The sequence below is a fragment of the Microcoleus sp. w2-18bC1 genome (genome assembly GCF_036700365.1).
In the GTDB taxonomy this organism is placed as follows: Bacteria; Cyanobacteriota; Cyanobacteriia; order Cyanobacteriales; family Microcoleaceae; genus Microcoleus.
This window is the reverse complement of sequence record NZ_JAUBOS010000010.1, coordinates 119,611-138,506: the sequence shown is the minus strand read 5'-3', so window position 1 is coordinate 138,506 and position 18,896 is coordinate 119,611. Positions and strand designations below refer to the sequence as shown.

At 45.6% G+C, this 18,896-nt stretch carries 15 protein-coding genes; 8 read left to right on the top strand and 7 right to left on the bottom strand.

What is annotated here, in order from left to right:
• Positions 1-109: 109 nt before the first annotated feature.
• Together QT979_RS09250 and QT979_RS09245 are read left to right on the top strand one after the other, a co-directional pair.
• Entirely contained in the window at positions 110-715 is a 606-nt protein-coding gene (locus tag QT979_RS09250; RefSeq protein WP_333309369.1) for a DUF3318 domain-containing protein, read from the top strand.
• Positions 712-918: a hypothetical protein gene (locus QT979_RS09245; protein WP_333309367.1), complete on the top strand. Its 207-nt coding sequence runs from the start codon at positions 712-714 to the stop codon at positions 916-918. Before QT979_RS09250 ends, QT979_RS09245 begins: the two co-directional genes overlap by 4 nt.
• Here QT979_RS09245 and QT979_RS09240 read toward each other — a convergent pair.
• Both QT979_RS09240 and QT979_RS09235 read right to left on the bottom strand, forming a co-directional pair.
• Positions 900-2,702: a glycosyltransferase family 39 protein gene (locus QT979_RS09240; RefSeq protein WP_333309365.1), complete on the bottom strand. Its 1,803-nt coding sequence runs from the start codon at positions 2,700-2,702 to the stop codon at positions 900-902. The genes QT979_RS09245 and QT979_RS09240 overlap by 19 nt on opposite strands.
• A gap of 73 nt (positions 2,703-2,775) precedes the next feature.
• Complete coding sequence (locus tag QT979_RS09235) at positions 2,776-3,993, bottom strand: glycosyltransferase (RefSeq protein WP_333210312.1); 1,218 nt, start codon at positions 3,991-3,993, stop codon at positions 2,776-2,778.
• A gap of 140 nt (positions 3,994-4,133) precedes the next feature.
• On the opposite strand from QT979_RS09235, the gene cofH reads away from it, so the two are divergent.
• On the top strand, positions 4,134-5,291 hold the full coding sequence (gene cofH / locus QT979_RS09230) for a 7,8-didemethyl-8-hydroxy-5-deazariboflavin synthase subunit CofH (protein ID WP_333210311.1): 1,158 nt from the start codon (positions 4,134-4,136) through the stop codon (positions 5,289-5,291).
• Between the two features lie 3 nt (positions 5,292-5,294).
• Positions 5,295-5,900 carry a hypothetical protein gene (locus QT979_RS09225; RefSeq protein ID WP_333309363.1) on the top strand — a complete coding sequence of 202 codons (606 nt, stop codon included), beginning with the start codon at positions 5,295-5,297 and terminating at the stop codon, positions 5,898-5,900.
• A gap of 58 nt (positions 5,901-5,958) precedes the next feature.
• Here the strand turns inward: QT979_RS09225 and QT979_RS09220 are convergent, their stop codons facing one another.
• On the bottom strand, positions 5,959-6,243 hold the full coding sequence (locus QT979_RS09220; protein ID WP_333162618.1) for a hypothetical protein: 285 nt from the start codon (positions 6,241-6,243) through the stop codon (positions 5,959-5,961).
• Positions 6,244-6,458: 215 nt separating this feature from the next.
• Here QT979_RS09220 and QT979_RS09215 point away from each other — a divergent pair, with 215 nt between their 5' ends.
• Positions 6,459-6,701: a helix-turn-helix domain-containing protein gene (locus QT979_RS09215; RefSeq protein WP_190745066.1), complete on the top strand. Its 243-nt coding sequence runs from the start codon at positions 6,459-6,461 to the stop codon at positions 6,699-6,701.
• 31 nt (positions 6,702-6,732) lie between these two features.
• Here the strand turns inward: QT979_RS09215 and QT979_RS09210 are convergent, their stop codons facing one another.
• The 4 genes from QT979_RS09210 to QT979_RS09195 all read right to left on the bottom strand — a co-directional run bounded on the left by QT979_RS09210 (position 6,733) and on the right by QT979_RS09195 (position 11,733).
• A complete protein-coding gene (locus QT979_RS09210; RefSeq protein ID WP_333309360.1) occupies positions 6,733-7,695 on the bottom strand; it encodes a hypothetical protein in 963 nt (320 codons plus the stop codon).
• Between the two features lie 8 nt (positions 7,696-7,703).
• Positions 7,704-8,879, bottom strand: a complete 1,176-nt coding sequence (locus tag QT979_RS09205; RefSeq protein ID WP_333309358.1) for an AAA family ATPase — start codon at positions 8,877-8,879, stop codon at positions 7,704-7,706.
• A 305-nt stretch (positions 8,880-9,184) separates the two neighbouring features.
• Positions 9,185-10,423 carry an LL-diaminopimelate aminotransferase gene (locus tag QT979_RS09200; RefSeq protein ID WP_333309356.1) on the bottom strand — a complete coding sequence of 413 codons (1,239 nt, stop codon included), beginning with the start codon at positions 10,421-10,423 and terminating at the stop codon, positions 9,185-9,187.
• Positions 10,424-10,548: 125 nt separating this feature from the next.
• Positions 10,549-11,733 carry a transposase gene (locus QT979_RS09195; RefSeq protein WP_333309354.1) on the bottom strand — a complete coding sequence of 395 codons (1,185 nt, stop codon included), beginning with the start codon at positions 11,731-11,733 and terminating at the stop codon, positions 10,549-10,551.
• A gap of 339 nt (positions 11,734-12,072) precedes the next feature.
• Between QT979_RS09195 and QT979_RS09190 the strand changes: the two genes are divergently transcribed.
• From QT979_RS09190 to QT979_RS09180, 3 genes are all read left to right on the top strand, one after another.
• Positions 12,073-13,164, top strand: a complete 1,092-nt coding sequence (locus QT979_RS09190; protein WP_333309352.1) for a hypothetical protein — start codon at positions 12,073-12,075, stop codon at positions 13,162-13,164.
• Between the two features lie 357 nt (positions 13,165-13,521).
• Positions 13,522-15,276 carry a DUF3352 domain-containing protein gene (locus QT979_RS09185; protein ID WP_333309350.1) on the top strand — a complete coding sequence of 585 codons (1,755 nt, stop codon included), beginning with the start codon at positions 13,522-13,524 and terminating at the stop codon, positions 15,274-15,276.
• Positions 15,277-16,482: 1,206 nt separating this feature from the next.
• The coding region (locus tag QT979_RS09180) for a two-partner secretion domain-containing protein (RefSeq protein WP_333309374.1) at positions 16,483-18,896 on the top strand (2,414 nt) is incomplete at its 3' end.

Sequence of the window (18,896 nt, the reverse complement as noted above, 5' to 3'; positions counted from 1 at the left end):
TTAGGCAATTATTTTCGGTAAAACCAGCCCCTACAAGCCGCTGATAGATATTATTGTTTTTTATGCAGATGCAATCACCAATTACCAATTATCAATTACCCTAAAATTTATGAATCCCGACCCAGAAATTCGTCGCCTGTTAGATGTGATGCCCGCTTCCGGTCGCATGACGTGTAAAATTATTAATAAACCCCAACAATCAACGGTAATTGACTGCGAGTTTCCTTTGCCTTGGAATCAATCGCGCCCGATTTATATTAATTTTGATTTGTGGCGGCTGCTATCTAAGCCGCAGCGGGATTTACTGCTATTGCGGAATGTAAGTTTTCTGTGCAGTTTTAAGTGGTTTAAACCGGATATTTATCAAGGTGCGGCTCTGGCGGGAATTGTCGGGACTGTTGTAGAATTGTTGCAGGGATATGCGATCGGCACTGCAATCGCGGGCGGTTTGACGGGACTCGCCATGACTCGAATTTGGCGCGACAACCGCAGTTCCCAAGTAGAGTTAGATGCTGACGAGGGGGCGATTAGAGTAGCGGGAAGGCGTGGTTACAACGAAGCGGAAGCGGCCGGACATTTGCTTGGGGCGATCGAGGCTGTGGCGCAAATTGAAGGGCGCAGTTTGGATTTTAATGAGTTGATTCGGTGTCAAAACTTAAAGGCGATATCGGGTATTTCGGCCGTGGGCGTGCCCGATAGTGTGAGGAAAGATTGAAAACTACTTTCTTCCTACCAGAAGAATATAGAAATTTCGGCTTTACCAAATTGTGTCGATACTTGATAATTGAATCCGGCGATCGCGACTACACTGGCACGTTAAGATACAAAGCAGAAGCAGCGATTATGCGATCGGGCAAATCGGGAATTTGCGCTCGCCCGACCCATCCCCTAAGACTTACCTATGAGCTAGAACAGTGATAAACTTGATATTCATACCCATCCACCGCAGGCAACTCGCGCGATTCAACCTGACATTTTTGTGCTTCTAGATTCACAGGTGCGCGAAAATTAACCAGCCACAAATCTAGCGGGCGTTCTAATTGACTGAGTGTTTTATAAAGTGTCCCTGCCGCTATTTCCGGGCCATCCCTTCTTTGATTAGCCAAAAGAAACAGCGGAGAATCAAAGGCTTTAACTTCTTCTTTCTTCCTAACAGCCGTTACATCCGTTACATCCCCTACAAAATCCGTTGCCGAACTTCTTTCCCATTCCCACCCTATCCCCATCAACTCTCCTATTTCTACATGAGTCTTTTGAGTAGTAGCAATTAACACGGGAACTTTCGATACTTCACGCATAATTGGAATTAAAATATCGGGTTTGTAATATTTGCGATAGCCGAGATTGGAATTTACTGTGACACCGCTAAAAAAACCCATTACTAAAATTAGCAGAACTGCTTTTTTGCCCGGAACTTCGATCGCCCGTAAATTAAACGATTGACTTTTTGCTGTAGGTGTGTTAAAAATAACCGCCAAGGTTGCTCCTAAAAGCAATATCACCCCCGGAAAGTAGACGAAATTGTATCGTGCGCCGCGAGTTAGGTCAATTCCGAGAATATATGCAAAGCTGAAAAATAGGAAAATGGCTCCTAGCACAAATCCGCCGAAAATAACAGTACCTAAACGAGTATCGGTTGTTTTTAAGGAAGTTTTAAGAGCGCCTCGCAGCAGGGGAAGCGCCCAGATCAAAAATATTGCCATTACGATCGCCGATGCTACTACTACTACCAAATTTGGCGATTCCACCGGCAGCAGAGAGATGACAGTGATCCATCCAGCTAAAGCTTGAAAAATCGGCGCGATCCAATTTAAAAATGTGCGATCGCCGCTGACAATCCAATTAGTTAGTTCGCTGCCGTATTTATTGGACAAAAATACCGGCAACCAAACTAAACCGCCAGCTAAAGTACCGATCGCTACTGCGAAAAACCGCCAGAGGATTTGAAATGGCAAAATATTAGGCTGCTGGCTGTTGTCAATTGGCAAATTTCCATTAAACTGCTGCCATATTACAGCAATTAATGCTATTGCTTCCGCACACAAAGCCAGTGTAAAAAAATAGTGAGCTGCAATTCCCAAACAATTAACAACTACCCAAAGTAGCACCGCCCAAATAGGCAGAGGAGCGCCCTGTTGCAGCTTTTTTGCAGCTAATGTGAGGCAAAAAAGAGAGGCAATAACTAATAAGATTCCTAAAGTGTAATGGCGAGCTTCTTGAGCGAGATAAATGCCGTAGGGAGAAACTGCCATCATCGCGGCTGCACATTGACCGACTAAACGAGAACTAAAAGCAAATTTCCCCAAAAAGTAGATAGCTGGAACTGAAATCACGCCCAATAATGCAGGAAGAGCTCGCCCTATCCAAACTAAACTATCCTCGGTCGGCCCAAACAGTCGCATCCACCAGTGGGCGAGCATAAAATACACTGGTGGATGATTGCTTTCTAGCAGCAAATTGCGGAGCACGTCGCCGGTGTCAGCATCGGGGCGCAATTGTAGTGGTTGTAATAATGTAGAAAGGTCGATCGCGCGATCGATCGGCACACCGCGAAAACTGTTGCCCAAACTAAACACTAGAGTAGAAAACTCATCCGTCCACAGCGGTTTCAAGTCCAAATTGGCAAAGCGCAAAATAAAGGCGATCACAGTCCATAGAAATAGCAACAACAGTTGTTTGTTCTTAATCATTAATTCAGTCATCTAAAGGCAGTTGGCAGTTGGCAGTGGTTAGTTGTCAGTTCCAATAAGAACTAACAACTAACCAAACTAAAAGCTATTTTTGAACGTCCGTCACCCGCCAACTCAGTTTCATATTGATCCAGAAATTCCACAGAGTCACAGTCGCGATCGCAATCAACTTAGCGCAATATTCGTTTACCTTAAAAACATTAAACAGCAGATTCACCAGCAGCACATTTATAATCAAGCCAATCAAACAAATCACATTAAATTTCAACAGCCGTTTCAAGCGCTGGCGCTTTCCAGGCTGCCGCTTAGAAATATCACGAAAAGTCCATAAATCATTCCACAAGAAATTATTGATAATTGCCACTTCAGCAGAAAAGATTGCACTGCGAGTCAGCCCCAAACCAAGGACAGTCCGCAGCAGGTAAAAAACTCCCATATCCACAAACACGCCGCTGAAACCAACCACGCCAAACCGCAGGAATCGGCCCATCGGCCAGCGGGCCAACCGCAACCGAAGCAAATGTCGCAAATAGTCAATATACTGTTTCCAGGTAACTTTGCTCTCGCCTTCTTGCCGCTCCTGAAACACGTAACCAACTTCTCCAATCCAGCGGATGTCCCCCCTGCCGAGCACTTCAATCAATATTTTGTAACCAGCAGGATTCATGGTTTTGCCGGCTATGCAACTGCGGCGCACCATAAAATAGCCACTCATCGGATCGGAAACTCGGCCCACCACTCCCGGCAGAATCACCAACCCCACGGTTTGAGCGCCCCGCGATAAAAATCGCCTGACAACGCTCCAGTCGCTCACCCCACCCTCGCCCACGTGACGACTGGCAGCAGCTAAATCTGCTCCCCGCTGAATTTCTGCTAAAAGCTGCAACAGCGTCTCCGGGGGATGCTGCAAGTCGGCATCGATGACGCCCAAAACCTCACCGCCAGCGACCTGCCATCCGCGAATTACCGCTGTGGAAAGTCCCCGCTCCTCTTCCCGGCGCATTACCCGCAATTGCGGATATTCCGGTGTCAGGGACAGGGCAACTTCCCAGGTGCGATCGGGGCTGTCGTCATCGACTACAATTAATTCGTAGTTGCGGGGAAGGATACCATCAAGCAATTGGCTCAATTTTTCCACAATACTCTGGATATTCCTGCGCTCGTTGTACGTGGGAATTACCAGGGAAAAATAAATTGGTGGTGTGCCTGCGTTTACAAAAGTTGAACCGAAAGTCTGTATAGCAGGAATTTGCAAAGGCCCCGACGGCACTGGCAAGACCTGATTTGATTGGTAGCTGCCCATAATTTCAGTGTTCAGAAAGTTAAGAATAGTTTGGTAGCACTTGAGATTGTAAAATATCGTTCCTCCATAATTGATTAGTTAAAATATAAAAACGGCTTAATTCTAGTCAGTAATTCTGTAGCTGAGTTAAAAAGAAAACTGTGGATGCAATTCTCGATCGAGCTTTACAAGGTTATAACATTTCTGCTGCAGAAGCCTTGGTACTTTTGCAGCAAAGAGATCCAGACGCGCGAGCTTCTATTCAAACAACCGCTGACTTGCTCCGCCGCCAACAATCAGGAGATACTGTCACCTACGTTATCAATCGGAATATTAATTTTACTAACATTTGCGAGCAGCATTGCAGTTTTTGTGCATTCCGCCGCGACGAGAAAGATGAGGGCGCTTTTTGGTTAGATGCAGCCCAAATTCAGGAAAAGGCAACTGATGCAGTGCAGCGGGGAGCAACGGAAATTTGTATGCAGGGTGGCTTAAATCTTCAAGCTAAGCTGAACGGCGCATTTTTACCTTATTATCTGCAATTGGTGAAAACTATTAAGGATAAGTTTCCTCAGTTGCACTTGCACGCTTTTTCGCCACAAGAAATAGAATTTATTGCCAGAGGAGATAATCTTAGTTTCAGCTATGTAATTTCGGCTTTGCAGGATGCGGGAGTGGGTTCGATGCCGGGAACGGCGGCGGAAGTTCTCGACGATTCTGTGCGACGGGTGATTTGCCCGGAAAAACTAAATTCGGCAACTTGGCTGGAGATTGTGGGGACTGCTCACAGTCTGGGTTTGCCGACAACGAGTACGATGCTTTGCGGGCATATTGAGACGGCAGGGCAGCAGGTTTTGCATTTAGAAAAAGTGCGATCGCTCCAACAAACTGCGATCGACCAAAACTATCGGGCACGCATTACAGAATTTATTTTACTACCATTTGTCGGACAGGAAGCACCGGCACCTTTGCGGAGTCGAGTCGGCCGCGACCAACCAATTTTAGCAGATACATTGTTACTCACCGCTGTATCGAGAATCTTCTTAGGCAATTTGATTTCCAATCACCAACCGAGTTGGGTAAAATTAGGTTTAGATGGAGCTACAGAAGCGCTGAAATGGGGCTGCAACGACATCGGCGGTACATTGATGGAAGAACACATTACAACGATGGCCGGTGCGGTGGGCGGCAGTTGTCAATCTGTGGAAGATTTGCAAAATGCGATTCGTTCTTTGGGGCGGAGTTATCAGCAAAGAGATACAATTTATCGACCTTTAGGGGTTGACAATTTGGCAGTAATAAGTAGTAGGATAAATTGAGCGATGTCTTACAGCGAGTTCACCTCAATTATAAAAGTTAAACACGCCTTTGGATTAACAACTGTAGAAGGCCCGCGATTTCTACCGCAAATAACTCCGATCGTTCCGAGTGTAACCCTGACAGATTTTTTGGCAAATAGTTTACCCGTAGCTGTGGCGACAGGTAGCGAAAAAGCTCGATCGGAAATGATTATTACTCCGGTACTGCTGGAAGTCAGGAAGATTTTGCAGCAGAATATTAGCTTGTTTTCGGGAGAAGACTTTACGGTTGATTATGAAACTGGACTAAACGGGATTTGTGATTATTTGATTAGTCGTTCTCCTGAAATGTTGGAGATTGAAGCACCCGCAGTGGCGGTTGTTGAGGCTAAAAAAGCTGATTTGAAGACAGGAATTGGACAGTGCGTTGCAGAAATGGTGGCAATGCAGAAGTTTAATGAAGCGAAGGAGAAACCAATTTCCGTTATTTATGGCAGTGTCAGTAACGGCACGCAGTGGCGATTTCTCAAACTAGAGGAAAAAATTGTATCGATCGATCTTAATGACTATGCCTTGCCTCCGGTGGACGAAATTTTGGGTATGCTGGTTTGGATGGTACGAGATGGCTGAATAAGCGCGATCGCACTTTTGACTCAATTCTAGAAACATCGATCGCACTTTTATGACTTCATTGCAGCCGGATTAATTTGACTAACAGACTCATGATTTCTCCCTGATCGGGTGTAATAATGATCCGATTGTCGGGAATCGCGATCCTCTTCGAGGGCTGCGCTAACGGATGAGTCCAACGAACAGCTTCCTCGTAGCGCAATGCGTGCAGTTGGTGGATAGTTCGCCGTACCCCCAGCGGCGAACCGATGATGACGTGACGGACTGCTTCGCGATCGCCCTCAAAGGTTTGGTTGGTTAAAACATTGGGCGATGTTTGGTTCGATGATGAATCTTGCAACATAGCTTTGACTAATAATTTTGGATTGGTTTGATGCTTTGTAACGGTAAAACCGCGTACAATAACAAGTTGAAGAAAAGACAGCAATTCCCCTACAGCACAAGTGGCTTAACTGGTGCTGTCTAATCTCTATTGGGTTAAATCTAAATTAATTTAGGGTAGATGTCAATTATTTTAGGTAAAACCCAAATAAATTAATATAACTTAACAAATAGCCTATGGAAACCTCAGAAAGAGCCGATCGATCGCCCCTAATGCGACTGAGAGTTCAGCGGTTTATGACTCAAAAGCAGCTAGCAGAAGCACTTGGCGTTACGGAAGCGACGGTAAGCAACTGGGAAGCTGGGCGATCGGTACCGAAGCTAACGCCTGTTCAATACAAGAAGTTGCTAGAGATTCTGCAAATTACCTCTGCTGAATTACCAGACCAATTTGGTTTTCCTAGCGATGCTGATGGATAGAAAATGAAACATTATAATCGATGTGTTTTATTTAAACGAACTCATACAATGTTTTGAAAAAAAAAGGAATATGAGACTTAACATCGCTACTTTGCTGTGAATAAAATCTCCCAATTTCTAACGAGAGTTGCTCTCTAAATACGTTCTCATTCCCACTCCAGTCAACGGGTGGCTTAATTTTTTCCCAATAATCATGCTCAGGTTGTTTCTCATTCTTAACTTTTTTAATTGTGAGCAAAGCCCTAATTAACTGATGCTTCCGTGTTTCATCAGACGTATTTTTAAACTCAGTTTTCCATGAATCTTGTAATTTATCTAAATCTGTACAATTTAAACAATGATTTATGCGAGCGAGCGCTCTCTGTATGTTAAGGTTATTCTTCAAGTCGGGATCGCTACTAATTTTATCAGCCATATCCATATAAATACTATTTACTTCAACAAGATTATCCTGATACATCGGAGAATGAGGATAATCATCAAATATTGATTGAAGCTCAGGTGTAAGAAAATATGCTTCTTTATGAATTAAACCTGTAATCCATATCCGGTGCCGTTTTGCATTTTGCGGTCGCACCTCCGATTTTTCGTAAAGATTGCAAAAAATTGCTTCTGTGTCGGGAAAAAAGTAATCATCAATCTTTTGTAGGTGCAAGTCCAAATCTATCATTGCAAAAAGTATATCTGGCTCTAAATACGAGTTAGTGGTATCCTGTTTGTGTAATGTTAAAAGCTTCAAATAAGTATTTATTACACTTGCGCGATCGCCACAGTTGAAAAATTGTGGTCGCTTCTGTCTCCACCATGTCGGAACGCAAGCCTTATAAAAGTTGGCATCCGGCATTTTCTCCATGTTTTTATAAGCTTGAGGCGATCGTCTACCCTCGATATCGGGAATAGGGCCTTCGCATAGCACCACAATTTTGTTCTTAATTCTGGGAGATTGAAGAATTATCTTGCAGTGTTCTTCTAGCTGTTCTGGATTCAGACTCATTTCTAGTATTAGGATTCTTGTTTGATCAGTTTTGGCTCAATTTCTTTAACGTGAGCTGGTGTCAGAGCTTCACACAATGCGTAGGAGTGAGTTGCCAGAATATATTGATTGCTGGGAGCCCACTCTTTGAGGTCTGAGATAATTTGATATTGCCAATCTGGATGAAAAGCAATTTCAACTTCATCCATCAAAACAATAGCATCTTCTATGTTCCGGGATTTGAGCCATATATAAATGCTAAGTCTTTTGAGTTCGCCGTGACTTAAATCTTCTGGATAGAGTTCTATAGTTTCACCATTATTATCCAATTTAAAATTGACACCAGCAAAATCTTCATTTACATTTATCCTTTTATTTGACAACATCAAATTTAAGTCGTTAATTAGAGTTTGATAACTGTTGCCGTAGCTACCTGTTTTTATCGCTTCTCTGAAATCGCGATCGCGAGCAGCTTTAAAAGATTCAATAAGTAGCTCTACAGCAAGAAAGTCATAGGTAAACAAGCCTTTTAATTCAGATCGTGCAGATGCGAGTATTCCGTAGTAATTATCTCCGCTACTTGCATTTCCAAATAAAAGTTTTCTAGAATCCGGTGGAAGAAACAGAAAAACTTGTGTTGAAGGAGCAGCTAGAAAGATTTTACGCGATACCTGATCTAAGAATAATTTTGATTGAGCCTTGCTTTGATTGTTTGAATGACATTGTAATGTTGTAATTTTTATTATTCTTTTATTGTCAAGTAAATTTTCTATCTCTGTTGAAATATGACATATATCTATGACAATTTCGGAATTTATATCTTCATCAATATCACGATCACTTAACTCTTTGGAATTTATTGTTTTATCACGATAGCCGAGAATATTTTTTGAAACATCAATTTTATTATAAAAAAAATCGAGGCTAACAACTTTTTCTCCATCCCAAATGTCAATGATAGCTAAAACTCTTTTGTCTTCACCCTCAGCAATTTTAGATCCCTGAAGCAGATTTGCTATAAACGGCTTTTTATCTTCATCAACAGAACAGTGCAACAATACAAAAATTAACTGCAACAGCGTACTTTTCCCGCCGCCATTTTGACTACCCAGCGGAAAAATTTTAGGAACAAAATCCTTTTCAAAAGTGATGTCTATATTTTTCAAACCGCGAAAATCAGGAACTTGAACTCGTAGCAAGTGCATAAAAAAACTCCTGGTGTTAGCTTACATTTTTTATTTAAACGCTGAGCCACAATCATTTTAAATTATAACTCACATCTTTTACTATTTTCATGAACAGGCTTTCCGGCCTGTTCCACAACATATTAAATTAATGCTTTTTCGCTGAATCCGGCAGTCCGCTAGGGGTTTCAACCCCTGTCTCAAAGCTAAAGTCCTCGGTCGAGGACTGAAGAACTCATTAGTCCTCGACCGAGAACTTTAGCTATTAGCCAGGGAATTCATTCCCTGGCGGGCTGGGGGCCTTCCAGTTTAAGCAGGAGAGGAGATTAAACCTTAAACTTCTCCACAATCCGTCTCATCGCCTCCTCCACATTCTCCCGACTATTAAACGCCGAAATGCGGAAATAACCCTCACCCGCCGCACCAAAACCAGAACCCGGAGTTCCCACCACATTGCAAGTTTCCAGCAACTTCTGAAAGAAATCCCAACTCGACAAACCGTGAGGCGTTTTTACCCACACATAAGGTGCATTTTCGCCACCAAAAACCTGGATTCCCGCCGCTGTCAATTTCTCGCGAATAATCGCAGCATTTTCCATGTAAAAATTGACTAATGCCTGAATCTGTGCCTTGCCAGCCTCTGAATAAACCGCCTCAGCACCGCGCTGCACGATATAAGAAACTCCGTTAAACTTAGTAGATTGGCGGCGGTTCCACAACTTCCAAATTTCGACATCGGAACCGTCTGCTGCTTTTCCAGTCAAAGTCTTCGGTACAACTGTTAGCGCACAGCGAGTACCCGTAAAACCAGCATTTTTGGAAAAAGAACGAAATTCGATCGCACAATCCCGCGCCCCTTCAATTTCGTAGATAGAATGCGGTAAACTCGGATCGGTAATATAGGCTTCGTAAGCCGCATCGAAGAAAATAATCGAACCGTTAGCTTTAGCATAATTTACCCAAGCTTGCAAGTGTTCCTTAGTTGCAGTTGCCCCCGTCGGGTTATTCGGGAAACACAAGTAAATTAAATCGACTTTTTTGTCGGTGGGAATTTCCGCTGTAAAATTGTTTTCTGCTGTAATTGGCAGGTAAACTAAGCCGCCGTATTCGCCATTTTCGTTCGCATCTCCCGTGTGCCCAGCCATCACGTTAGTGTCTACATACACCGGATAAACTGGATCGGTAACTGCGATCGTGTTATTGTTGCCAAAGATATCGAGAATATTGCCACAATCGCACTTAGAACCATCAGAAATAAAGATTTCCGAAGCATCAACATCGCATCCCCGCGACTTAAAATCGTGCTCGGCAATTTTCTCCCGCAGCCACTCATAACCTTGTTCCGGGCCGTATCCTTTAAAGGTATCCCGCGAGCCCATGTCTTCCACCGCTTTCACCATCGCCTCCCGACAAGCTTCCGGTAGCGGTTCCGTTACGTCGCCAATCCCCAGCCGGATGATGGGTGCTCCGGGATTCGCCTCTGCATAGGCTTTCACCCTGCGCCCAATTTCGGGAAACAGGTAGCCGGCTTTGAGTTTAAGGTAGTTGTCGTTGATAGTTGCCATAGTTCGATCGCTACAAATGTCGTAGAATAGCTTACTGCTACATAAGATTGACATAAAGCGGACAAGACTAACATCTCGGACACTTAAAACTTACTTCCTGCTTCTACGTAGGGAGTCGGCTCCTTCTACTCCACAGGCGTGAATTCAGGACTAGCCATCCTTACTCTATCTCTTGAGACCGACGCTAAATTAATTGCGGCATTCAAATCTCGATGACAACTGTTACCACAAGCCTCACAAACAAACACTCGCTCCGAAAGTGGCATCGGTTGAATGTTACCGCACTTTGAGCAAGTTTTAGATGAAGGATACCATCTATCTACCACTTCGACAACAGTGCCGTAGATGGGAGATTTATAAGTGAGTTCTCGTCGAAATTCATAAAACCCTGAATGTAAAATTGCAGCAGCCAGTTTGTGATTTGCTGCCAAGCCAGAAATATTTAAATCTTCGATGCAAATGTGAGCGTACTTTTGGCTGATTTCTGTCGTTGTTTTCTGTAAGAAATCTCGCCGTCTATTGGCAATATCGGCGTGTTTTTTAGCAAGCTTTCGATAAAATTTCCGAGCGTTTTTCGAGGTTTTGATACCAACTTTTCTATTTCCTAATTGCTGGTGACGGTGGCGGTACTGTAGTTTCCCTAGCTTGATTTTCGCTGTTTTTAGGGAATCTGGCAGTTGGTATACCGTACCGTCACTCAAGGTGGCAAAGGTGGATACTCCTAAATCTATGCCTATCGGTTCAGATACGGAGTGATATAAAGGGGGGATTTTGTCCGCTTTTATGGTAAAACTGACGTACCATTTATCCGCAGTACGGCTGATGGTAAATGTTTGAGAACAACAGTTGTACCCGATAGCTTCTTTCAGACGAAACGTTCCCAATGTGGGAATTTTTATGCGATTGCCAGCCATCTGAAAGATTGGCCCATTGCTGCTGTCTACGGTAAAGGAGTCCCCGGACTTCTTGCGTTTGAAATTAGGAAACCCGCTCCCCCCTTTGAAAAAGCGTTCGAGGCCGTTATTGAAGGCAATGAAAGCGTTTTGATAAACGCGGGATGATAAAGTATTAGTCCATTGATATTCTGGTTGTTTTTTGATGAAGTTGGTGAAGGTTTTTTTTATTTCGGCAATCTTTCGGGTACGGCTGACTTTGATGTCCATCACGCCCATGTACAGGGTACAAGCCAAGTTGTAGCAAAACCGAGCGTAACCAGCGTGTCGCGCCATTAGGGTACGTTCAGCATTGTTGAGTTTGAGTTCTAGCTTCAGGGCGTACATACCCAGGGAGCGAGTCAGGAGTGCCAACATTAATACTTATTTTACCAGTCACAGACCGCGAAAGGACAAAAACACCGTGTTTTTTTGGACAAGATGTCTTTAATGTCAAGAAAAGTTTATGAAACTGCCGTTTAGTATCATCTCCCAATTGTCTCTCTCAAGCAGCAGCAAGTTCGGCAACCAGCAGTGTACGGGATTTAACCTATGTAACCGATGGATGTTGGGCCAAGACAAAGATTTTCCCACTCGGACACTCAAAAACTCCGCCAATCCGCCATTACAGGCAATCTGCGTACTTGCTCACCAGCCATTGACCAAAAAATCAAACTATCTTGTATAATCAGAATAGTGTGCAGCGCAGAAACAATTATGGACGAGATCGAGTACGCCAAACTCTATCAAGAACTGGCGGCAATTCTGGATGAGTTTAATTTGGGTTGGGTAGTTCAACAAGTAGCAGATACTGTAGAGATAGGCAAAGTAATTGAAGAGCGATCGCTCAAACGAAAAACACCCCTGCTGAAGATAGAAGATTATACCGCAAAAGAACAACTTTTGCTGTTAATTAATGCTGTAGAACAAGCGACGGTCAACACTTCCGAAATGGAAGACGAAATTGCTTATTTCTTGAAAGTAGAATCAGAAACTTCTCCCCTCGGCACAAAAATTACCTTTGCCAATTCAGGTGGCGAAACTGCCAAAACAATCGAGTTTACCTCCAGCGTCACAGCCCCCCGTCACAAACAGGCGATCGCCCTCAAGCACTTACTGGAAAAACTGCCCTCTGGGCCGAGCAACTACGCCATCAATTCCGAAATAAAAAGCAAATTAAAAAGCTCGATCGATCCCGAATTTAACACAGCGGCAGAACAATCCAGAATTTTTGATACTTACCTCTTCACTATTCTGCTAAAAGCTGTTGCTAATGAAGGCGGTACTATTTATTACAACAATGTTTTAGACGACGAAACACCGAAATATTTAACATTTAGAAAGACAGCGGGAAAAATCCACGGAACTGCACATCCATACACTCATGCTGTTGTGGAATTTCCCGACAAACCAGCCCTGGAAGTTCACCTAGGAGTAAAAGTCCAAGGTAGAGCCGGAGTTCTGCACAACTGTAACGTTTTAATTTTGTACCAAAAAGAAGCGAATATCTGCCGCTTGCTCAACCGCGAACCCCGGCACTCGCAGGTAATTTTAGCAGTAAAATCGGAACACAGCACCTCAGAACTTAAACTAGAAAGCGCTGGTGCTTTTATCGGCTTAGCCTCAGACATTCGCTATGAAGGCGGCAGCTATTTCATTTCTAACAGTTACTCGCAACCCGTAGCAAAACTGCTAACTACCGCTCGCAAAAAATGGGAACACAACATCTTTCCCCGATCGACAAACGATGTCCACAGGCTAATGTACTCGTTTCAAACTATCTTTAAAGACTTTAAGGCTAGAAACTAACATCAGGGAATTGGGAATTGGGCATCGGGCATCGGGAATTGGGAATTGGGCATCGGGAATTGGGCATCGGGAATTGGGAATTGGGAATTGGGCATCGGGAGTAGTTAGTGTAGGACTTATGCGTAAATACCAAAGAAACCAGGTTTTTTACCAGGATTCAACGCTCAAATCCAGTATTTAGTAAAAGAAAGGGTTTCTGCGTCTAGGACTATAGTGGTTAGTGGTTACTGGTTAGTAGTTTTTCTAATAACAAATAAAAAACAACAAATTACCAATGCCCCATGCCCCATGCCCCATCCCCCATGCCCCTTCCCCAATATAATTTATGATGTTGCGAGCACCAGAACCTTACGAATAATGTTTAAGAAAGATAAATCTTCCCTGTTGTTTACGATCGGAGCCGCCACACTTCTGATCGGTTTAGGCTTTGTCACCTACTACCTCGTCATCTCCCGTGGGCCCGCCAAAGATTTGCCGGCGGGAGCAACCGTTGTCCCGCAAGATACGATGATGGCCCTATCCATCACCACCGATGAATCCCAGTGGAATAGACTGCGAGAATTTGGCACGCCGGAGTCAAAAGCTTCGTTTGAGAGGTTTTTAAGCGAAATGCGCGATCGCCTCCTCACAAGCAACGGCTACGCCTACGGGCAAGACATTCAACCCTGGGTTGGTAACACAGCAATGGTAGCCTTTCTCCGCAACAAAATAGCTATACCAGCCCCCTCGCCGGCACCCAACGCGCCCCCATCTCCGCCAATTCAACAGTCAGTGGCAATTATCCTGCCAATTGCCAACCCGATCAAAGCCAAAGAATTATTAACAAAACCCAGGCCTCTCAGCCAAGGAAAAATAGTTGAGCGTAATTATAAAGGCGTCCAAGTCACAGAAACTCAAGGCGTACCCGATCGCAATTTCTCAGTCGCGGTACTCGGCACAAGCTATCTAGCAGTCACCACAGATTCTAGCGCTACAGACAGAATAATCGACACCTACAAAGGCGAACCTTCCCTCGCCAAAACCCCTGGCTATGCAGACGCCATAGACAAAATAAAAAGTCCAGGCGCCTTCGGTCAAATCTACGTCAATATGCCCGTTGCCGCCGCCTATGCTGCCGCCAACTCAGCCCGCGAAATTTCGCCAGAAAGCCTCGAAAAATTGCAACAAAATCAAGGATTTGCCACCACAGCAACGCTGGATGCAGAAGGAATTGAATTCAAATCAGTCTCTTGGCTGAAACCAGATTCTACCAGACGGATAGCAGTAGAAAACAATGCTCTAAAAATGGCTAACCGCCTGCCCAGCAATACAATAATGATGGTATCCGGCGGCAACTTGCAGCGTTTGTGGCAAGACTACGTATTAGGAGCCGAGGCAAACCCGATTTCCCCGATTAATCCCCAAGTTTTACGCACAGGTTTAAAATCCACTACTGGCCTGGATTTAGATAAAGACTTGATGAACTGGATGGCGGGAGAATTTTCTCTATCATTAATACCAGCGCCCGCCCAGAATCCCAGAGACAAATTTGCTGCCGGGTTTGTATTTATGGTGGAAACAAACAACCGGGGCGCAGCCAACAAATCCCTGAAACAGCTTGATGAAACGATGAGAATGAAAGGGTTTAGAGTTGAGGAAATTCAAGTCGGCGGCAAACCTGCGACAAAATGGACATCGCCATTTGGAGGGATTACGGTAACTCGCGGTTGGATGAACGATGTAGCGTTTATGACAGTAGGAGCTCCAGTGGTTGATACAATCGTTCCGGCACCGAAAAGTCCGCTTTTAAGCAGCGAACTGTTCCAGAAAACTGTACGATCGGAACTTAAACCCCACAACGGCAATTTCTTCATCGACACCGAGAGTGCGTTTAACCCGAAAAACCTAGCTTTGCCGGAGTTTCCTCCCAGCCAAAAAATGTGGATTGATGCCACGCGGTCGATCGGCGTTACAGCGGCCGTCATTGGCGATCGTACCACCCGTTATGACGCTTTTGTCGGTCTCAAAAAATCCACCCCATCCACTCCTTCTGCAAATCCTTCACCGCGCCCTGCTTCACCGCGCTCTGCTTCACCCAGCCCCTCGCCCACTGTCCAAACTTCACCCAATTAACTCTTAAATCCTGCCACAAATCCGCCTGCACACCCCCTTAAACACCCACAGGGCGATCGATTAAAACCGAAAAGCAGCAGCTCAAAATTCGCAATAGTGGAGTTGACTGCAAGAAGGAAATAGAGCCGGATTTAAGGAGTTTTACTTCACAAAACCTCACACAAATAAACCCAAAAACCCGGTTTTTTAAATAAACCGGGTTTCTGAATACTCTAACAATTTGACTTACTGAAGAAGAATTCAGCAGCCAGAATCCAGAAGGGATTCTGTGCGACAGGATCGAGAATCGAGGTTTAAAGCCCCGATTTTAATCGTGGATCACAAAAATTCTTTCCGTGACCCTTAACTATCACTTGAGGCAGGGGGTATTCTACCTTCTGAATTCTTTCTTTTGACTCCTTCTCATTTCTTCTTTCCATAATTTTAATTTTCGGCAAGCATATAGTTTTTTTTGTTGTGTATAAAATATTTTGGGATGTTTCCCGGTCAGTCTTGGACGCAGAAACCTAGTTTTTGAACCCCCATCCTTCCTTCAGACTATCAATAATATTTAAAAAACCGGGCTTCTAGGCGTCGGATAGCCTCTAGAAAAGCCGTTTTTGTTATTTTTTATTAATATGTCATGCGGAAGATACAGAGCCTAGGCATTTCAAGTTATATTTAGAATGTGGAGAAGATACGCTGAGAAAATTGCAAAAGCAGAGGCAAATTCTACCCATTGACTCCTAAATGCACTTGCACTCAGGAACCCGGTTGCTTCATAAATATAGCGTCTTCAACTGTTCCGAAAAACCTATGCAGATATTGGCATTTCTAGTCAGCACCTGTACAACATGGGAACCTGCCGTCAAGCGTCTTAACTGACCACTTTCATCTGGTCATAACACCGTGATGTAAACACCAGCATTATGCAGTGTCGAAGGCGATTAAGGAACGAGTAAACAGGTTGATAAAGCGTATCGCTTTCCTAACAAGGGAACGTGAACATTTACCAGGTCAAGCTTACTTAGCAATAAGACTCACAGAATAACTCACTAATACCCCTCTGAAAATGAGGGGTGGATTTCCAATCTTCTACGCACATTGACCAGACACAGCACAGATGTGCAGATATTTAGTGACACAGCCATCAACCCAAGTTTTTTCTAAAAAGGCGATTTCTTTACCGAATTTCTGTGATTTATATATTTTACCCATTAAAAACCTATGAAAGCCGTCAAAAATATTCAAAAAACGTCGAAATTTCTATCAAAAGCAAGAATAAGCAAACTGGCACTTGCTCTGCAAATAGTCTTAATAAATCTTTACTTTTGGCAAGCAAAAGCCGAAGGTCAAACAATTGTTCCAGCGGCGGACGCAACGGGTACTACCGTCACTCCCGGAGCGCAAAACGGAACTCCTGGGCAGCCAACTCGCTTCGATATAGAAGGCGGACAATTATCGAGCGATCGACAAAATCTTTTCCACAGCTTTAAAGAATTCGGCTTGTCGGAAAATCAGATTGCCAACTTTATATCAAACCCCAACATTCGCAACATTTTAGCGGGCATAGGCGGCGGCAACCCCTCGATTATTAACGGCTTAATTCAAGTAACCGGCGGCAATTCTAACTTGTTTCTGATGAATCCATCCGGCATCATATTTGGCAACAGTGCCAGCTTAAACGTGCCGGCTTCTTTTACAGCAACCACCGCCACCGCTATTGGATTTGGTTCAAACTCGTTTAACGCTGTCGGTAGTAGCACTTACGCATCTCTGACAGGCGCGCCCAATTCCTTTACTTTTGGGGCCGATCGAGCAGGGGCAATTATCAACACAGCCGACTTAGCAGTCAAGTCAGGGCAGAACTTAACCTTGGTGGGCGGCACAGTTGTCAGCACCGGCCGCCTTTCTGCCCCAGGCGGTCAAATTACCGTAGCGTCAGTCATCGGGAAAAATTTAGTCCGCGTCAGCCAGCGAGGCAATTTGCTGAGTTTGGAAATCGAGCCGCCCTCAGCGACGAGCCCAGGAACAGCGCCAACAGCTTCGACATTCTCGATCGCATCCTTGCCCGAACTGCTCACCGGCATTGGTGAAACAAACGCTACAGGCATCAGCGTCAATGCCAGCGGTGAAGTGGTACTCACGGCCTCTAACCGAGCATTAGCTGCGGGGGACGTGGCACTAAAAGATGCAAACGCTCAGGCGATCGACATTCAAGCAGCCAACACCATTACAGTCAGCGGAAACCTGACAAGTTCCCAAGGCGGCCCAATCGCCCTACAAGCTAGTGGCGACATTCGCACTGTCGATCTCGACTCCCATTCCGACACCACCGCAGGCGGCAACATCACCGTCACCAGCCGTACCGGAAAAGTAGAAACAGGCAATATCAAGGCAGGGTCGATCGACAAAACCAGCAACGCCGGAGACGTTAGTATTGCAGCACCCTCAAGCAGCATTCAAACAGGGTCCATAGACGCCAACTCCCAAGAAAAACAAGGTGGCGAAGTCACTCTCAACGCCCGCAACGATATCCAAGTAACCCATATCAACACCGAAGGCCGAACAGGCGGAGGAGAGATTGACATTACAGCCGGCGGTAATTTCCGAGCTACAGGCACTTTCACAAACGATAACAATTGCTTGTCGCAAGCTTGCAGCATTTCCGCATCCACTACTGGTAGCGCCAATGGTGGAGATATCACCATTCGCCACGGTGGCGAAGCCTCGAACACTCCTTTCAGCGTTGGGGCCGACTATAACAAACTCAACGGTACTGCTGGCAGCATTGCCACTGGGGGTCCAAAGAAGGAAAATGTTATTACACAGGGAGGTTATTTCAGCCCCAGCCCTCAGATAGTACAGCCGACGCAAATTAACATTACGGCTTCTTCAGTATCGCCAGCACCAACACCAGCACCAACACCAGCACCAACACCCGCACCAACACCAACACCAGCACCAACACCAGCACCAACACCAGCACCAGCACCAACACCCGCACCAACACCCGCACCCGCACCAGCACCAGCACCCGCACCAACACCCGCACCAGCACCAGCACCCGCACCAACACCCGCACCAGCACCAACACCCGCACCAGCACCAGAGCCCACGCCAGCACCAGCACCCGCACCAACACCCGCACCAGCACCCGCACCAACACCCGCACCAACACCCGCACCAGCACCCGCACCAACACCAGTACCAACACCCGCACCAACACCAGTACCAACACCCGCACCAGCACCAACACCAGCACCAACACCAGCACCAACACCAGCACCAACACCAGTACCAACACCAGCACCCGCACCAACACCAGCACCCGCACCAGCACCAGAGCCCGCGCCAGCACCAGAGCCCACGCCAGCACCAGCACCAGCACCCGCACCAGCACCCGCACCAGCACCAGCGCCCGCGCCAGCACCCGCGCCCGCACCCGCGCCCGCGCCCGCGCCAGCACCCGCACCCGCGCCAGCACCCGCGCCAGCACCCGCGCCCGCGCCAGCACCCGCACCCGCGCCCGCGCCCGCACCCGCACCCGCGCCAGCACCAGTCTCAAATGTGCCACCAGCACCGACAATTACTCAAAATCCAGCACCAGTTTCAAATGTGCCACCAGCACCGACAATTAC

Coding starts and splice junctions, on each gene's coding strand:
- QT979_RS09250 (WP_333309369.1), top strand. CDS start 110: ATGAATCCCGACCCAGAAATTCGTCGCCTGTTAGATGTGATGCCCGCT.
- QT979_RS09240 (WP_333309365.1), bottom strand. CDS start 2,702: ATGACTGAATTAATGATTAAGAACAAACAACTGTTGTTGCTATTTCTA.
- QT979_RS09235 (WP_333210312.1), bottom strand. CDS start 3,993: ATGGGCAGCTACCAATCAAATCAGGTCTTGCCAGTGCCGTCGGGGCCT.
- QT979_RS09225 (WP_333309363.1), top strand. CDS start 5,295: ATGTCTTACAGCGAGTTCACCTCAATTATAAAAGTTAAACACGCCTTT.
- QT979_RS09220 (WP_333162618.1), bottom strand. CDS start 6,243: ATGTTGCAAGATTCATCATCGAACCAAACATCGCCCAATGTTTTAACC.
- QT979_RS09215 (WP_190745066.1), top strand. CDS start 6,459: ATGGAAACCTCAGAAAGAGCCGATCGATCGCCCCTAATGCGACTGAGA.
- QT979_RS09210 (WP_333309360.1), bottom strand. CDS start 7,695: ATGAGTCTGAATCCAGAACAGCTAGAAGAACACTGCAAGATAATTCTT.
- QT979_RS09205 (WP_333309358.1), bottom strand. CDS start 8,879: ATGCACTTGCTACGAGTTCAAGTTCCTGATTTTCGCGGTTTGAAAAAT.
- QT979_RS09200 (WP_333309356.1), bottom strand. CDS start 10,423: ATGGCAACTATCAACGACAACTACCTTAAACTCAAAGCCGGCTACCTG.
- QT979_RS09195 (WP_333309354.1), bottom strand. CDS start 11,733: ATGTTGGCACTCCTGACTCGCTCCCTGGGTATGTACGCCCTGAAGCTA.
- QT979_RS09190 (WP_333309352.1), top strand. CDS start 12,073: ATGGACGAGATCGAGTACGCCAAACTCTATCAAGAACTGGCGGCAATT.
- QT979_RS09185 (WP_333309350.1), top strand. CDS start 13,522: ATGTTTAAGAAAGATAAATCTTCCCTGTTGTTTACGATCGGAGCCGCC.